The sequence below is a fragment of the Methanobrevibacter sp. genome (genome assembly GCF_017427765.1).
GTDB lineage: Archaea > Methanobacteriota > Methanobacteria > Methanobacteriales > Methanobacteriaceae > Methanocatella.
In genome coordinates this window covers 117,917-134,463 of record NZ_JAFRSC010000026.1, presented here as the reverse complement: position 1 = coordinate 134,463, position 16,547 = coordinate 117,917, and the positions used below count along the sequence as shown (strand labels likewise).

The window sequence follows — 16,547 nt, the reverse complement described above, 5'->3', positions numbered from 1 at the left end:
CTTTCTTCTCTTTATAACTCTTAATTAGGGTCCCTATTAAAAAATCCATATAACATTCAACCTCAATTATTGCCCTTAATTAAGAGTTTTTCTTCTGCCTTGTTTTTTTAGAAATTATAAATACTATTAAAAATATAAATATTTCTTGATAATTCATTCTTATCAAAATAATTATGGTGATTTTATGACTGATAAAGTAGTTTTAGCATTCAGTGGTGGACTTGATACCTCTGTATGTGTTAAATTATTAGAAGAAAAATACGATGTAGAAGTAATTACTGCATGTGTTGATGTTGGACAAGGCGAAGAAGAAATGGAAAAAGCAAAAACCATGGCATCAAAAATTGGTGGTCTAAAACACTACAACATAGATGCCAAAGAAGAATTTGCAAATGAATACATCGCACGCGGAATTAAAGCAAATGCAGAATATGAAGGATATCCATTAAGTACTGCACTTGCAAGACCATTAATTGCTCAAAAAATTATTGAAGTAGCTGAAAAAGAAGGAGCAACAGCTATCGCACATGGTTGTACCGGAAAAGGAAACGACCAGTTCAGATTTGAAGCAGTAATCTTAGCAATGTCTGATTTAGATATTATAGCACCAATCAGAGAAATGAACTTAACAAGAACCGAAGAAAAAGAATATGCAGAATCTAAAGGTATCGAATTAAGTTATGATAAAATTTACAGTATTGATGAAAACCTCTGGGGAAGAGCAATTGAAGGAGATGTCCTGGAAGATCCTGCAAACGAACCTCCTGAAGACATTTACGAATGGACTGCATCCTGGGAAGATGCAAAAGACGAACCTGAAAAAGTATCTATAGAATTTGAAGAAGGAGTTCCTATTGCAATTAACGGCGAAATGATGCCTTTAATTGAACTTATCAAAAAAGCAAATGAAATTGCAGGAGCTCACGGTATCGGTAGAGTAGATACAATCGAAAACAGAATGATTGGTCTTAAAAGCAGAGAAATCTATGAAACCCCTGCTGCAAAACTGTTAATTCCAGCACACCAGGCACTAGAGGAATTGGTTTTAACTACTGATGAGTTAAGATTTGCAGAATACATGTCAACACTTTATGCTGATTTGGTCTACAGAGCACTCTGGCAAGAACCATTAAGGGAAGATCTTGACCAGGCCATTGATAAAATGCAGGAAAGAGTAAGTGGAGAAGTTGTAATGAAAGTATTTAAAGGTTCAATCCAACCGATTGTTAGAAAATCTCCATTCAGCATACACAGCATAGAACAAATTACATTTGAAGACAAAGAAACTGACCAAAGAGAAGTTGAAGGTATGATTAAATACCACGGTCTTCAAGCTGCAAATTATCAAAAATTAAACAGATAGCTTTAATGCTATCATTTCACTTCTTTTTTTGAATTGCTTCAATGAAATATTCATTGAAAAAACTTTTATTGAAATCAAACAGATTGATAAAATCAGAATCTATTATATACATTACACACCAATCATCTTTATCCCTGATTCCACGACCATATGCCTGCATTAGAGCCATTACTGCCTGATAATAATACCAAGATTTATCAAGAGCTTTCCTGTATTTAACCTGTTCATTAAGTTGAGGATATGGAACTTTAAAGATAATTTGGAATCTGCATAAATCCCCCTTAAAATCAACACCATCTTTTATTGAAGCGCCAATCAGGACAATATTTTCACTGGACTCGGTAAATTCCTTTAAAATAAGATTTCTATCTTCACCACCGACAAACATTAACGGATAATCTTTTAAATTTTCAATTATCCAAAAAGCCTGTTCATTGCTGGAAGTGTGTATTACACCCTTTTCGTTTTTATGCTTATCCAATAACTCTTTAATTTTTGAAATTGCACGGGAATTTTTCCAATTTGGAATTCCTCTAGTTTGTCCGCTCATACTGGCTACAAATTCCGGATAAATAGGCCTTTTTTCCACATCAAAAGGAGATTTCTCATAGATATAATATGTTTCATCCGGATTGATATTGTTCCATTTGCAGAACTTGTCCTTATTTCCCAAAGTGCCTGTTAAAAATATTCTAATATTACCTAGTTTTAATAGATTTTGAGTATCGTCTGATACTGAAAACGGTTTGAACTCTGCGGAAATATCCATTTTACCGTCCATGATATCGCTTCGATTCGGCAAGTCGATAATCAAATCATCAGCAGATAATCCTAAACTGATTGATGCAAATGACTTCATGTCAGTTTCCAATCTTTGTTTTTCAATATAATCCTGACTGGAAAATTTAGAAGGATCATTTTCAAATTCATCCAAAGTAACTTGAACATCACGTTTATGTTCACCATCTATTTCCTTAATTCTCTCTTTACAAATGCCGATTAAATCATCACACAACTCAATCCAGTGATGAGAATCTCTTTTTAAGCTATTAATAGATTTTGTACCATTCATTAATGATTCAAATATGTCAACACCAAACTTTGTAGATATATATTCCCTATTTAAAACATGCGAGGACAACATTAACATTTTGCGTTCCAGATTATGAGCCTCATCCAAAATCAGCAATTCACGAGGGTCCAGCATGTTGTTGGCAACACCCATATAATACAAAAAATCATAATTTGTTATAACATTTTCAGAATCTCGAGCTTGCCTGAAAGCTATTCTAAATGGACAGGTATCGCATTTTCTTAAATTATATTCATCTTTAATGCAGAAATCGCAAGACCCCTTATAATTGCATGGATAATTACCTTTACCTTTTATTTCAACCAGCATATCATCAAAATCATCCAGATACTGCTCCTGAAGCTGCTTAGTCATTGTTAAAATATATGAATCCTCATACATATTGGCAAGAGTGGTTGCAATAGCGCTTTTACCAGTACCTGTGCCCGCTTCAAGAATAATATTTTTATAACCTTCCCCAATAGCCCAATTGATTTTATTAATAAGTTTAACCTGACTGGATCTAGGATTATGTCCTTTAAAAGACCAATGAACCATCCAATCCAAATTTGAACTATTATTATCCATAACATTCCTCGCAGCATTAATAACAACTTAATAATACTATATGAAAGATAATATTTAAAATTATATCAAAAAATAAATATAAAACAGTGACATAAACAATATTATGTCTAAAATTAACCAATTACAGGAAATTATTGACTCATCAGACAATATTGTCTTTTTTGGAGGAGCCGGCGTTTCAACAGAAAGTGGAATTCCTGATTTCAGGTCTGAAAGCGGAATCTTTAAGAGTCTGGAAAAATATGGAGACACTCCTGAAAATTTGGTCTCACACACTTATTATATGGACCACACCGAAGAATTTTTTAGATATTATAAGGACAATCTAGTTTTTAAGGATGCCAAGCCAAATCCGGCACATATTGCACTAGCAAATCTGGAAAAAGCAGGCAAACTAAAGGCAGTCATTACACAAAATATTGATGGTCTTCACCAGAAAGCCGGAAGTGAAGAAGTACTTGAACTTCACGGATCAATTCACAGAAACTATTGTCAGATCTGCAGTAAGGAGTATGGATTGGATTATATTTTAAAAAGCGATGGCATTCCAAGGTGCGAATGTGGCGGAATCATTAAACCGGATGTTGTATTATATGAAGAACCTCTGAACAACACAGTTTTAAGTTTTGCAATCGATTATATCCAAAATGCAGATACATTGATAATTGGCGGAACTTCATTAGTCGTATATCCTGCCGCAGGGTTGATAAACTACTTTAACGGAGAAAATCTTGTTTTGATTAACAAAAGCGAAACACAATACGACAATCTTGCCAGTTTAGTTATAAACGATGCAATTGGGAAAATAATGTCCCAAATTAAAATTTAAAATAATTTTTCTTTCAAATTTGCATAGAACTGCCAAAATCTGTATGCTTTAGTTGATTTGAAATGATTATTTTCTTTTTTTAATTTTGAATTATCACGATTCAACTTTTTAATCTTTTCATCCAATTTCCTTTTTTCATCATAATAAGAATGGAAATTTGCAAGAGAATAATCTTTAGATAATTCATCATCCGCATATATAACCAGCATCTGCTCCTGCATATAACAGTCCCCAGGTGCAAAAAATATCGGAGCAACTTCTTTAAAATATATTAAGTGTTTATTGTTTATTGCAGTGGGAAATGATGGATAAACAAATCTGAATTCATGTTCCTTATGCATGTTTTTTTCTCTAAATGGAACAAAGACAATCAAATATTTGGAATACTGTGAAAGAGACTCGAGAATTTCATGGGGATTTTTAAAGTGTTCAAGAACATGTGAGAGAACAATAACATCAAAGTATTGGTCCTGGTTTAACAGATCCCCTTTTATGAACTTAACATTGGCCGAACCGTAAGTTTCATTGGCTTCATCAACTGCAGTTTGGGAAAAATCCATTCCAAAAATAGTGGATGTTGAAAAAGTTTTTTGAAGTTCATTAACGCCTTCACCTAATCCGCAACCCATATCGCAGATAGTATATGCATTTTCTTTAATTAAATCTACTATATAATTCGGTAAATTTTCGATTAAAGCTTCATAATGCATTAAAGTTTGTTCTGAACCATGTTTTTCTTTCCAATCTGTTTGAAACCTATGTTCCCAATATTTTTCACTATTCAAATCCATGAATAAACACCCAGAAATTAATATAGTCAATCTAAAATGAATTTAACACTATTATATTTAAAACACAAAATATTTAAAATCTTACTTTAATAAAAACAATATTTTATAATTTAAAAATATTTAACTCTGACCTAAATCAAAATCTAAAGATTCTGGAATTAATTCAATACCATCCAACTGGTTATCGCATCGATAAACCAGAATTTCAACACCTTCCTCATAGGCTTCATTTAATGTTTTCGAGAAATTGGAATCATTTTCCCAGTTCGGTCTAAAGAAATTACCTGCAGGATGCTGAATGAGGAAAAATACCGCACAGCGATTTCCTTGCCTTTTAAGTTTAATTAACTCTTTTAGATGTTTAGCACCCCTTTCTGTTGGTGCATCGGGAAATCTTGCTTCACCATCAACTATTAATGTTACTCCCTTAACTTCGACATAACAAGAATCTTCAAGAAAGCTCATTCCGCAACAATCCTCTTCACGGTTTGCCAAGTATATATCTATTCTTGAATTATCAACTGTTTTTTCTCTTTGATGATAATCATAGCCTGCAAGCTCTTTAATTTTACCATCAACAATTGCATCATATACAATACTGTTAGCTTGCTGGGAGTAAAGTGATACCAACACCCCCTTGTTTTCAACAAAATGAAGAGAATATTTTGTTTTTCTTTTGGGATTATCGGAAGGTTCAAGCCAAACTGTTGCATCTTCAACTAAAAGTTCCTTGCACCTGCCGGTATTTGGTACGTGAGCTATTTCAAGCTCACCATCGACTTCCACTTCTGCTATGAATCTATTCGGACGATTTTTAAAAATTCCCCTAACATAATCCATCTTTAATCACACTACCAATACATGAAACCAAGTTTGTAGCTGAAAAACCGTTGCCCCTTTGTTCATATGCCTCATCACCCGCAGCTCCATTAATAAATGCTGCAAGACAAGCGGAATCAAATGAATTTAAGTCTTGTGAAAGTAAACTGGCAGCAATTCCCGCAAGCGCATCACCAGTTCCGCCAACAGTCATTCCAGCATTGCCGGATTTATTAATTCTAAATTTAGTTCCTGACAATATCAAATCATATTGGCCCTTAACAATTACACAACCTTTAATTTGACGGGTGATTTTTTGAAATTCTGTAATATTTTCATCAACTTTTGAAAAGTCATATGAATCGATGTCAAGTTTTAAATCATTATCAACACCGAAAAACGATTTGAACTCAAAAATATGAGGCGTTAATATGATATCTTCACGATTTTTAATTAATGATAAATTAACCTGTTTTAGCGCATCAGCATCAAGAACAACTGGTTTTTTAATCTTTGCAACTAAAACATTGAATAATTTTGCAGTATCATCATCAATTCCGGCTCCAGGACCAATCAATACAGCATCAACTTTCCCGGACAAATCCAAAATTTCATCTGCGTGTGTTAAAGATAATTTTTCACCTCCAAGAGATTTTACAATCAAATCCGGAGATGTTGATTTGATGGCCTGTGCGGCTTTTTCGGGAGCTGCCACATAAACCAGGTCTGCACCGGCACCTATTGCAGCCATTCCTGCAATAGCAGGAGCGCCGGAATAATCCTTACTTCCACCAACAATAAGTAAACGACCATTGTTTCCTTTATGAGAAGATGAATTTCTATTTTTAAGCCTTAAAAAGTCACCATAATTTACAAAATATTCGGCTTCAAATGGAATTCCAATATCTGCAGTTACAAGACCCCCAACATCCTCTTCATCGGCATTCCTAACACCCGTTTTGATTTTGTGAAAACTGATTGTATAATCCGGAATCACAGCCAAATCACTGACTTCACCTGTTAAAGGGTCCATTCCGGAAGGTACATCAACACTTATCTTAACTCCTTTTGATTCATTTATAATTTCTATAGCTCTTTTTATATTAGCCTGTAATTTTCCATTGATTCCGGTTCCTAAAAGTCCGTCAACAATTACAAATTCAGATTCACTGCTTTTTGCAACTTCACAATTGTCAATATCATCCAATGTCTTTAGATTGAAAATGTTCAAGCGGGACAAACGGGGTTTCATATTCTCCAAAATTTCCAAATTAATTTTAGACTGCTGTGAGCGGATATTGTCTTTCAGCATATAAATATCAACATCATAGCCTCTGTTTAAAAGATAACGTGCCGCAACAAAACCGTCACCACCATTTCCGCCGGAACCTGTAAAAATTACAACTTTAACTGGTTTTGCAAATGTATAAACTGCAATTTTACCAACTTCTTCAGCTAAAGACTTTCCAGCCGATTCCATCAAACATAATCTTGATAAACCTAAATATTCGCAATTATAATCAGTAACCATCATGTCTATTGGGTCCAAAAAATCACCTTAAATTAAAATATAACTATTTAATATAAATATAATTATCTTAATTTAAAGGAAAAATCTTATGAGAAAAATTACTATAAAACTTCTAAAGACATTGCCTACGAAATATGTTACAACCGGCGTGATATTAATAATAGCGTTATTTATCTATGGAATAGTAGGTTCTTATTTTATTATGGGTTTGAATTTAATTGATTCAATTTATTATGCAGTAATTACTATGGCAACAGTAGGATATGGAGATTATATACCTACCACAGGAATTCAAAAGATTTTTGCAACTACATTAGCTTTGGGAGGAGTTGCACTGCTTGCTTATGTATTCAATATTATTATAACAAATTTTCAGGAAAAAATGGGCGAATATTCGAAAGGAGCTATGAAAATGAAAGCGATTGAAAATATGGATGATTATTATATTCTTTGCGGTTACGGAAGGGTTGGAAAAGTAGTTTTCGAAGAACTGACCAAAAGAAATCAAAATGTCATATTATTTGAAAAAAATGAAGAGATTATTGAAGAGATTGAAGAAAGCGATTCAGTTGTCGCAATACATAAAGATGCCACAGAAGATGATTTGATTTCAAAACTGGCAGGAGACAAATGCAGAAGTGTTATAATAAGTACCGGCGATGATGTAACCAATTTGTTCATTGTTTTAACAATACGTGAAAGCAATCCGGATGCATGGATTGTATCAAGAGCCAGCAAAGAGGAAAATTACTCCCGTCTTAGAAAAGCTGGTGCCGATAAGATTGTATCACCAGAATTAATTGGTGGAAAGGATTTATATTTTGAATCAACAAGACCTCACATTTTAAAACTAACTGTAAGGCATGGAGTGGACAAACTTTATGACGAATTTAAAATAATCAGCGACCATGGATGCAATCTGGAAAACATTCAATACCACTTTCCCGGAATTGAAACACCCCTAACACGAAAAATTAATACAATGGACCTTAAAGACGGAAAGCAATTCAAAAAATACCTTGAAAATAATGCAGAACAAAAAGAAGCCATCGAAAATTTATATAAAATTGTAAACAACACCCATTCCCATATCATTTCCGGTCCCGACAGAGCTACTTTTCACAAATTGATTAAAGAACTAGAAAAAAATGAAGAGATTCTTGGAATAAACTTAACTAAAAAAGAAGTTGCCGAACTGACAAGAAAAAACATTGAATAACTCTGTTGAAAAAAAAGAAAGTGAAAGAGAGTTGAACTCTCTAGAATAAATCTTGTAAGTGGATTTGGTAAGGTCCTAAGCTTCCGCCGTAGTTACCAGCACCTATTTCAATAACACCGGGTACTTGACAAGCAGCTTCAATACCTGCTTTCATAGCAGCTTTAACGGATTCTTCATCCACACCATCAATAACGATTTCCATGTTTCCGAATACGTTTTCTGGTAATTCGGTTTCAACTTGATCTTTTAGGGTTACACATTCTTTTTCGTTGGTGGATGCACTCATGAAAGAGTATTTGGAACCAGTTTTAGAACCGGAAGCAACCATACCACCTGAGAAAGGAGTGATTACACCAGCAACAGCGTGAATAGCATCAACAGCTGCTTCAGCAGCAACAATAGAAGTCATTTGACTGTCAGCCATGATGAAGAAGTTACCACCAGCTACACCGTCTTTCCATCCCATTTCATCTTCTACTAAGAATTCACCAGACATAATAGGAATTACGTGCATTTTTTTACCGTTTACATCTTTTTCAGTTTCAAATCCGTCACCGAAGAATTTGAGTTGTTTTCCGGTAGGGAATGCTTCTTCACTTTCAAGAGCATTGAATGCTGCAGCAGTAGGAGCGGTTAAAACACATTGACCGATTCTGTCCATAATTTGTCCGCCTAAAGCTTTTTTAGACATGTGACAAATCATAATTGCGTAACCAGGTCTTCCATCTGGAGATTCAGTTGGAGGAACATATTGGTCAATACCTGCTTCTGCAGGACATCCGATAACTGAAGTAGCAAATCCGGTAGCTTCAGTAGCTGCAATTTTAGCTAAATGTTTAGTAGCTGCAGTAATAATTAATCTAGATACTTTAATTCCGAAACCTTCAGCAAAGGTATCTTGTATATTTACACCATTAATTTCCATTTTTTCACCATTTAGTTCGTTGAAAATTAGATTAAAAAAATATAAATCAAACTAATTTTCTTAACACATAAAGGTATATATTATTATTAAAATAAAGTTTTCTATTTAATCCAAAAGTCTTAATATCCAATGAAAAAAATCTTTAAAACACTAATTTGAATTAAAAAAAATAATTTCCGACAGATTAAACGATAAAATAAGATGATGAATAATCTAAATTATTCACAGGAGTTACTCATTTTCATTTTGTTCTTCGCTCACTATCTCTTCAATTTCTTCATTTGAAGAGCTGGATGAAATTTTATCGAGAACAGAAGATCCGTAATATGGCATAATGACCATACCAATTATTGTAGTCATCCAAAATGAAATCAATCTTTCGATAACAGTTGCTGCAGCACTTACTGAAGTAGAAATACCTGCTGCAGAGTAAAATATAATCATCAATCCATCAACAGCACCAAGTCCTCCCGGAAGAAGAGGAATCATCCCAACCAAACAAGCTACTATAAACACTTCACCTATTACAATAATGTTTACATTAGCTCCAAAGGCCAAAAATACCAAATAGACCCTAAATATTTCAAATATCCAAATTATAAAAGATAAAGTCAAAGTATATACCAAACCTTTTTTATTGGAAATTAACATTTTCATGGTTTCCTGAAAACCAAAAATCGCTTCATGAATTTGATTTTCTAAACTTTCAGAGTTTTTCTTATAAAATCTCCTAACAAGACCAATAATCCATCCATCAACACGTTTTCCAAAACTAGGATTAATACACATGTAAATAATAATTATAAGGACTGCTACAATAGCAATTACGGCTAAAACCATTACAACAATTAACCATAAATCAAAATCAAAAAACAAAGTCATGGATGCAATTGTAACTGCCGCCAGAACCACAAACGGAAATGTATCCAAAGCCCTATCGGCAACGACAGTTGCAAAAGAGTCTTCAAAATGATAATTTTCATCAGCTTGAGATAACAAATATGCCCTGACAGGTTCTCCACCACCACGACCTGACGGAGTGATATTATTGACTGCAAGACTGACCAGAACCATCGGAAGCAATTTTTTAATGCTCACATCCATATCGGCAATCTTATTAAGAATTTGCCACCTTAGAGTATATAAAAAGTAAGTGAAAACTTGAGTTGCTATAGCTAAAGCTATAATTAAAGGATTGGCAATTTTTAAAGCGTCCAATACCTGATCGATTCCTACAAACCACAACATTATGGCTAAAATAAGAATACTTATTCCCAATAATAATATTGTTTTACGGTCCATAACATCAACTTTATATTTTATTTAATAATTCTTAATACTTATAAATTTATATAGATATTTATTCAAATTATTACAATAATGAGGTATATAACTAAGACGGATTTAGTAATTGTTGCGAGCAATTCAGGATTACTGATGATTGGAATCGGAGTTATGTGTTTAATTCCATTAATTTTCGATTTAATCTATTTTGAATTTGATATCATCAGTTTTCTTATTCCCTCAGCAATATCCATCTTATTGGGAATTGGATTTTCAAAATATTTTGAAAACAAAACCAAAAAGAAAATTCGTCTTAAACATGGGATGATGATTTCATCATTTGCATGGCTATGGGCAAGTCTTATCGGAGGTCTTGTTTTCATGCTGGCCACACATATGCCCCTGCTTGATGCTGTTTTTGAAAGTATGTCTGCATTAACAGGTACAGGAATAACCATGTTTGAAGATGTTGAAATATTACCTCACAGCATACTATTTTTTAGAGCTCTCGAACAATGGATTGGAGGTTTGGGAGTTGTCGTTATGGTCGTTAGTGTTTTGACAAAACCGGGTTCAGTTTCATCCAAACTATATAATTCGGAAGCCCGTGAAGAACGTATTAAACCAAGTGTTAAAACAACTCTTAAAATGACCCTGCAAATCTATACAATATATACAATCTTAGGAATTGTCTTATACCTATTGGCCGGAATGCCTGCGTTTGATTCATTATGTAATACTTTCAGCATAATTTCAACCGGAGGTATGAGCATTAAAAACGCAAATATGGGATTCTACCAGGATGATCTGATTTATTTCATTTCGATTGTCCTAATGATTTTAGGAGCTACAAGCTTTTTAGTCCATTATAAAGTTATTAAAACCAGAGGAAAATCATTAATTGAAGATTTGCAATTTAAAATCATTATCTGCGTTATTGCATTTGTAACCGTGATGCTCTACTTTTTATCAAATATCGTGCCAATCGATTTGCTCTTTACAGTCGTATCAGCAATAACTACAACCGGAGCCAGCGTTGCCGCACCGCTTACAATGGCAAGATGGCCGTCATTTGTAATCATATGTATAATGTGTCTGATGTTGACCGGAGGTTCCAACGGATCAACAGTAGGTGCAATCAAACTTGTCAGGATGATAACATTCTTTAAAGGAATCTACAGACATATAAGAGAAATTCTATCTCCGGAAGGACGTGTCGTTCCTGTAAAATTACATGGCCACAAGATTCCTGAAAAAGCAATAGCCCAATCCGGAAACTTCATAACATTGTATATGATGTTTATCATGTTTACATGGGCATTATTCTGTCTTTTTGGATATGACCCGTTCAGAAGCTTATTTGCTGCAATGTCTCTGCAGGGAAACAACGGTCTGGAACTTGGAATCATCAATTACACATTACACCCAGTATTAAAAATTGTAAGTATGTTTGATATGTGGACCGGAAGATTAGAGATTTATCCAGTTTTGATTACTATAAGGGCATTCTTTGAAATTTTTAAAAGATAACTTTATAATGTCATAAAATAAATATTGATTATTTATTGTTAGAGGTGATGTTATGTATATCGTGATTATGGGTGGAGGCCGTGTTGGACTTGCACTTGCAAATTTATTAATTGATAATGGCGAAGACATTACATTGATTGAAAGTGATGAAGCATTATGCTCTGATATTGCAGCAGAACTTGACGCATTAGTCATTCATGGAAACGGAACCAGTTCAAAATTACTTGAAGAAACAAATATTGAAGATGCAGATTATTTTATTGCAACAACAGGAAATGACGAGGCAAACCTGCTGTCATGCATTTTAGTTAGAAAATATGAAGTTCCAAATATTATTGCACGTGTAAGTAATCCAGACCATGAAGAAGCATTTAAAGAAGTCGGAATAGACCACGTTATAAGTCCTGAAACTGCAGCTGCTGCGCAATTACAGAAATTAGTTACAAGACCTAATGCTGCTGAACTGATGACTCTTGGTGAAGGAGATGCTGAAATTTTGGATATGACAATCACCAATGACAAAATCGTCGGAAAACGTTTTAAGGACATATCCCCAACTAAAGACTACATCATTATATCAACTTATCAAAACGGAAAATTAGTTATCCCACAGCCGGACAATACAATCAGCCGTGGAGAAAAGGTAACAGTTCTCGTTAAGAGAGGATCATTTAAAAAATTATCCAAAAAATTAGGATAATTAATTATAAATAGGAATAAGACAATCTAATATGGTCTTTTCCATTTTTTTCCACTATTGGACCATGACCCGGATAGATGTTTTTAACATCCAACTCCAATAATCTTTCAACACTATTTTTCATGTCTTCATAACTTCCGCCAATGTCCATTCTACCAACGCCCCCACCGGCAAAGATAGTGTCGCCGGAAATTAAATTTTCACCATCCCAAAGACATATTCCTCCTTTAGTGTGGCCAGGAGTATGAATGACTTCGAAATCGGCAATCTTATCTCCCTCTTCAAGTTCAATGTCAACACGGGAGTTGTCGACACCCTCAAAAGCAGACATTGAAGTTCCTAAAGTATCCTCATTTTTAATTGAAATTGCATCAAACTTATGAACGGCTATTTTGGCATTAGGGAAGAAATGATTTCCACCAATATGGTCAAAATGACAGTGAGTGTTAACAACCAATTCAATATCTTCAGGCTCTACACCATTTTCTTTAAGTTTAGAAAACAGATAATCTTTATTGTGACCTGCACCAGTATCAACCAATATATTATTATCGATTAAGTAACAATTTGAATCATAATTAAACCCTATAATAAAAACAATATCAGACATGAAAATTAATATTAAGATAAAAGTAATTAAAAGTTTTGAAAAAACATTAACTTAAAATATTCAAAACGGTTTTGTAAAAAAAGGAAATTCTAACTGATAGAAACTATTGCCAAAAAATTAAATAATTTAATCAATAGAATTCTTAACATAAGCTTAATTCATCAGTAAATAAAAAATTTGGAGAGTAAAAATGAAAAAAACAAAAATTATATGCAGCATAGGTCCGGCATCCGATAGCGTCGAGGTTATGAGTGAAATGGTTAATCAGGGCATGGATTGTGCGCGCATTAATCTCAGTCATGCAACACCTGATGACATATTAAAAACAATAGACGTCATCAGACAAGTACGTGAAGCCTGTAATACTCCAGTAGCCATTATGTATGATACCAAGGGGCCTGAGTTTAGAACTTTGAAATTTAAAGATGGAGGCATAACTCTTCAAGAAGGCGATACGATTAAGATGAGTAAAAATTGCATTATCGGAAGTGAAAATGAATTTGGAGTAAATCACGACGAAGCAATTGATTTTATTGAAATCGGCGATAAAGTACTTATTGATAATGCTTTACTCGAATTAGAAGTCATCGCAAAGGAAAAAGAATATGTTGAATTAAAAGCCCTGGGCGAAGGCAAGATTGAGAACCATAAAACCATCAATGTTCCAGGAGTCGATTTAAACCTGGATTTCATAAGTGAAATAGATAGAAAAGACATTACATTTGCAGCGCAGCATTCCTGTGATTATTTGGCATTATCATTTGTAAATACAAAGGATGATGTGATTGCAGCTCGTGAAATAATTAACGAAGCAGGAGGAGACTCATACATCATTTCAAAGATTGAAAGCCGAAGAGGCATAGAAAATATAGATGAAATCATTGATGAATCCGACGGCATCATGGTGGCCCGAGGAGACTTGGGAGTGGAAGTTCCAATGGAGGAATTGCCAATGCTGCAAAAGAGCATTATTAAAAAATGCCGTGAAAAAGGCAAATTTGCAATTGTTGCAACTGAAATGCTCGCCTCAATGTATGAAAACCCCCGACCTTCAAGAGCAGAGGTTTCAGATGTAGCCAATGCAGTATTGGATGGAACTGACTGCGTAATGCTGTCTGGAGAAACCACAATTGGAAAATATCCTGTTTCTGCAGTAGAAATAATGAGCAAGGTATGCAAATATATAGAATCAACTATTGATTATACAAAACATGTCGCCTATAAAGGAACAATAGACATCAGCGATACAATTGCCAGATTAGTTGTAGGCGCTGTTGAATATTCAGATGTCAAATTAATAGTTACACCGACCATGACCGGTTTTACAGCAAGTAAAATCAGTAATTTGAGGCCAAACTGCACTATTTTAGCCTGTTGTCCATCCAACCACATTGCTGAGAAAGTTGTTTTAAACTTTGGTGTCAAACCAGTTATAACTCAGATATATGAAAGCACTGATAAAATAGTTGAAAATGCAAGGAAAGTGGCTCAGGAAGAATTTAATCTAAAAAAAGGAGATCTGATTGTTGTTACCGGAGGATTTCCACTGAAAAAAAGCAGAACAACTAATTATTTAAGAATTTTAGAAATTTAAAAAAAAATAATATGAAGTAAATGCCAAAGCATTTACTTTTTCACTTTTGCAGTTTTTTTAGCAGTAAAGCTACCGTAACTAACCTGATAGGTAATTTTTTTGCCCACTTTAAGTTTTTTAAGCACATTCTTATTAATAGTCCATTTTGCAATTCCTTTTGAATTAGTTTTAACTTTGTAGGTTTTGCCATTGAATTTGAATGTGACTTGTTTGTTTTTAAGTGGTGAGGAACCTTTTTTAAGTGTGGCTGTTAAAACAAGCTTTTTAGCTGATTTTTTAATAGTTACAGTATTGATAGTAATTTTTGTATTTTTATAAATACATTTGCTTACGGTCCCACCATATATGTCTTTACCGTTAGGTGCTTTATTGTCACTGAAAGTACATTTGACCGCTTTTGCAGCATGTTTATCAGAAGCTGATGATTTAAATCCATATATTGCTCCACCTCTCTCACCTGCAACATTATCTGCAAACACTGAGTTTTCAATTAAATTAGAATAATATTTAACAGAAGAAACCCAGCGTCCATTTTCATAATGTCCGGTCATTTCATGGCATTTGAAATAAACTGCACCACCATACATTCCCACTTTATTTTTATTGAAATTTGAATTCTTTATAAAGAGATCCTTACATCCATATACAGCAGCTCCTTTTTCACCGGCCTTATTTGAATTGAATGTGGAAGATTTAATGTCTATATGGGAAAATGCATATACTGCGCCTCCGCCATTACCGTTAGCTACGTTGTTGGTGAATACACAATTGGATATGTAATCCTTACCATGTGAAAATGCCTTATCCATCATAACATTAAGCATGACTGTTAGCTCATCGGTAGTATTTAAAGATTTGAAAAGGTCATTTCCTCTAACAAGATTTAGTGAGAAAACAGCTCCTGCATCACCTCTGGCGACATTCTTATCGAATTTGGAATTTTTCAGATTTAGTGAACCTAAAGAATTTATTGCCCCACCAGCAGTGTCTGCATAATTATTTATGAATTGACAGTTATCAACAACCAGATCTGCAAAATTCAATATTGCGCCACCATAAATCTTAGCAAAACCGTTTTTAAATACTATATTTTTTAATACAACATGATTATTGTCCTTTAAACCATAGAGTATGTTGAAAATTCTAGATTTGGACATTCCATCAATAGTATGGCCATTACCATTAATGGTTAAATTTTTATTAATGAAAACTCCAGTAGTGATATTTGAATCAGTATTAAAAGAGTAATCCTTATCGAGATTTATTGTATCTCCTTCTGAAGCCATTATAATCTTAACCTGCAGTTCGGTGAAATCTCCATTATTGCTTTTACCAATAACTTCATTACTGACTTGATTTTCATCAATACTTATAACTTCTGCATCACTGACACTGCTGGAGACTACAGTATCGTTAACATCACTAGCCGCAACAGAAGAAATGCTAAATAGAATACAAAGCATTAATGATAAAACAAGAATCATATTTTTAAACTTCATGTTTTAACTCCATTTTTACTATATTATAAATAGTTTATTAAATTTTAATATTTATTTGTTTTGAAAATAATTACCTCGAATCAAAATGAACAATACAATATACTTTTATATTATTTAACATAAAACATAATAATGTAAGTTTAAATGGGAAATATTTGATTGTAAAATCAAATTAATATTTTTTAGAATTTAT

At 33.6% G+C, this 16,547-nt stretch carries 14 protein-coding genes; 6 read left to right on the top strand and 8 right to left on the bottom strand.

What is annotated here, in order from left to right; all coding sequences use genetic code 11:
- Positions 1-184: 184 nt before the first annotated feature.
- Positions 185-1,363: an argininosuccinate synthase gene (locus IJL02_RS08100; RefSeq protein WP_292814626.1), complete on the top strand. Its 1,179-nt coding sequence runs from the start codon at positions 185-187 to the stop codon at positions 1,361-1,363.
- Positions 1,364-1,379: 16 nt separating this feature from the next.
- Here the strand turns inward: IJL02_RS08100 and IJL02_RS08095 are convergent, their stop codons facing one another.
- A complete protein-coding gene (locus IJL02_RS08095) occupies positions 1,380-3,023 on the bottom strand; it encodes a helicase C-terminal domain-containing protein (protein ID WP_292814624.1) in 1,644 nt (547 codons plus the stop codon).
- Positions 3,024-3,126: 103 nt separating this feature from the next.
- Here IJL02_RS08095 and IJL02_RS08090 point away from each other — a divergent pair, with 103 nt between their 5' ends.
- Complete coding sequence (locus IJL02_RS08090) at positions 3,127-3,852, top strand: NAD-dependent protein deacylase (RefSeq protein ID WP_292814622.1); 726 nt, start codon at positions 3,127-3,129, stop codon at positions 3,850-3,852.
- On the opposite strand, the gene IJL02_RS08085 is transcribed toward IJL02_RS08090, so the two are convergent.
- From IJL02_RS08085 to IJL02_RS08075, 3 genes are all read right to left on the bottom strand, one after another.
- On the bottom strand, positions 3,849-4,643 hold the full coding sequence (locus IJL02_RS08085; protein ID WP_292814619.1) for a bifunctional 2-polyprenyl-6-hydroxyphenol methylase/3-demethylubiquinol 3-O-methyltransferase UbiG: 795 nt from the start codon (positions 4,641-4,643) through the stop codon (positions 3,849-3,851). The two genes, IJL02_RS08090 and IJL02_RS08085, sit on opposite strands and share 4 nt — an antisense overlap.
- A 120-nt stretch (positions 4,644-4,763) precedes the next feature.
- Positions 4,764-5,483 carry a DNA/RNA nuclease SfsA gene (gene sfsA / locus IJL02_RS08080; protein WP_292814616.1) on the bottom strand — a complete coding sequence of 240 codons (720 nt, stop codon included), beginning with the start codon at positions 5,481-5,483 and terminating at the stop codon, positions 4,764-4,766.
- Entirely contained in the window at positions 5,470-7,011 is a 1,542-nt protein-coding gene (locus IJL02_RS08075) for an NAD(P)H-hydrate dehydratase (protein ID WP_292814613.1), read from the bottom strand. The genes sfsA and IJL02_RS08075 overlap by 14 nt, the downstream gene beginning before the upstream one ends.
- Before the next feature lie 70 nt (positions 7,012-7,081).
- Here IJL02_RS08075 and IJL02_RS08070 point away from each other — a divergent pair, with 70 nt between their 5' ends.
- Entirely contained in the window at positions 7,082-8,212 is a 1,131-nt protein-coding gene (locus IJL02_RS08070; protein ID WP_292814610.1) for an NAD-binding protein, read from the top strand.
- A 40-nt stretch (positions 8,213-8,252) separates the two neighbouring features.
- Here IJL02_RS08070 and fhcD read toward each other — a convergent pair whose 3' ends face one another.
- Positions 8,253-9,137, bottom strand: coding sequence for a formylmethanofuran--tetrahydromethanopterin N-formyltransferase (fhcD, locus tag IJL02_RS08065; RefSeq protein ID WP_292814605.1), 885 nt, complete (start codon positions 9,135-9,137; stop codon positions 8,253-8,255).
- 231 nt (positions 9,138-9,368) lie between these two features.
- Positions 9,369-10,439, bottom strand: a complete 1,071-nt coding sequence (locus IJL02_RS08060) for a UPF0104 family protein (RefSeq protein WP_292814602.1) — start codon at positions 10,437-10,439, stop codon at positions 9,369-9,371.
- 78 nt (positions 10,440-10,517) lie between these two features.
- On the opposite strand from IJL02_RS08060, the gene IJL02_RS08055 reads away from it, so the two are divergent.
- Positions 10,518-11,951, top strand: coding sequence for a TrkH family potassium uptake protein (locus tag IJL02_RS08055; protein WP_292814598.1), 1,434 nt, complete (start codon positions 10,518-10,520; stop codon positions 11,949-11,951).
- Positions 11,952-12,003: 52 nt separating this feature from the next.
- Positions 12,004-12,651, top strand: a complete 648-nt coding sequence (locus tag IJL02_RS08050) for a TrkA family potassium uptake protein (protein WP_292814594.1) — start codon at positions 12,004-12,006, stop codon at positions 12,649-12,651.
- Between the two features lie 4 nt (positions 12,652-12,655).
- On the opposite strand, the gene IJL02_RS08045 is transcribed toward IJL02_RS08050, so the two are convergent.
- Complete coding sequence (locus tag IJL02_RS08045; RefSeq protein WP_292814740.1) at positions 12,656-13,267, bottom strand: MBL fold metallo-hydrolase; 612 nt, start codon at positions 13,265-13,267, stop codon at positions 12,656-12,658.
- Positions 13,268-13,451: 184 nt separating this feature from the next.
- Between IJL02_RS08045 and pyk the strand changes: the two genes are divergently transcribed.
- Complete coding sequence (gene pyk, locus IJL02_RS08040; protein WP_292814591.1) at positions 13,452-14,855, top strand: pyruvate kinase; 1,404 nt, start codon at positions 13,452-13,454, stop codon at positions 14,853-14,855.
- A 32-nt stretch (positions 14,856-14,887) separates the two neighbouring features.
- Here the strand turns inward: pyk and IJL02_RS08035 are convergent, their stop codons facing one another.
- On the bottom strand, positions 14,888-16,354 hold the full coding sequence (locus IJL02_RS08035; RefSeq protein WP_292814586.1) for a hypothetical protein: 1,467 nt from the start codon (positions 16,352-16,354) through the stop codon (positions 14,888-14,890).
- Positions 16,355-16,547 lie beyond the last annotated feature (193 nt).

Bases quoted from the DNA above. Each gene is read 5' to 3' on its own strand.
- IJL02_RS08055 (WP_292814598.1), top strand. From the start codon at position 10,518: ATGAGGTATATAACTAAGACGGATTTAGTAATTGTTGCGAGCAATTCA.
- fhcD (WP_292814605.1), bottom strand. From the start codon at position 9,137: ATGGAAATTAATGGTGTAAATATACAAGATACCTTTGCTGAAGGTTTC.
- IJL02_RS08095 (WP_292814624.1), bottom strand. From the start codon at position 3,023: ATGGATAATAATAGTTCAAATTTGGATTGGATGGTTCATTGGTCTTTT.
- IJL02_RS08070 (WP_292814610.1), top strand. From the start codon at position 7,082: ATGAGAAAAATTACTATAAAACTTCTAAAGACATTGCCTACGAAATAT.
- sfsA (WP_292814616.1), bottom strand. From the start codon at position 5,483: ATGGATTATGTTAGGGGAATTTTTAAAAATCGTCCGAATAGATTCATA.
- pyk (WP_292814591.1), top strand. From the start codon at position 13,452: ATGAAAAAAACAAAAATTATATGCAGCATAGGTCCGGCATCCGATAGC.
- IJL02_RS08060 (WP_292814602.1), bottom strand. From the start codon at position 10,439: ATGGACCGTAAAACAATATTATTATTGGGAATAAGTATTCTTATTTTA.
- IJL02_RS08085 (WP_292814619.1), bottom strand. From the start codon at position 4,643: ATGGATTTGAATAGTGAAAAATATTGGGAACATAGGTTTCAAACAGAT.
- IJL02_RS08035 (WP_292814586.1), bottom strand. From the start codon at position 16,354: ATGAAGTTTAAAAATATGATTCTTGTTTTATCATTAATGCTTTGTATT.
- IJL02_RS08050 (WP_292814594.1), top strand. From the start codon at position 12,004: ATGTATATCGTGATTATGGGTGGAGGCCGTGTTGGACTTGCACTTGCA.
- IJL02_RS08100 (WP_292814626.1), top strand. From the start codon at position 185: ATGACTGATAAAGTAGTTTTAGCATTCAGTGGTGGACTTGATACCTCT.
- IJL02_RS08090 (WP_292814622.1), top strand. From the start codon at position 3,127: ATGTCTAAAATTAACCAATTACAGGAAATTATTGACTCATCAGACAAT.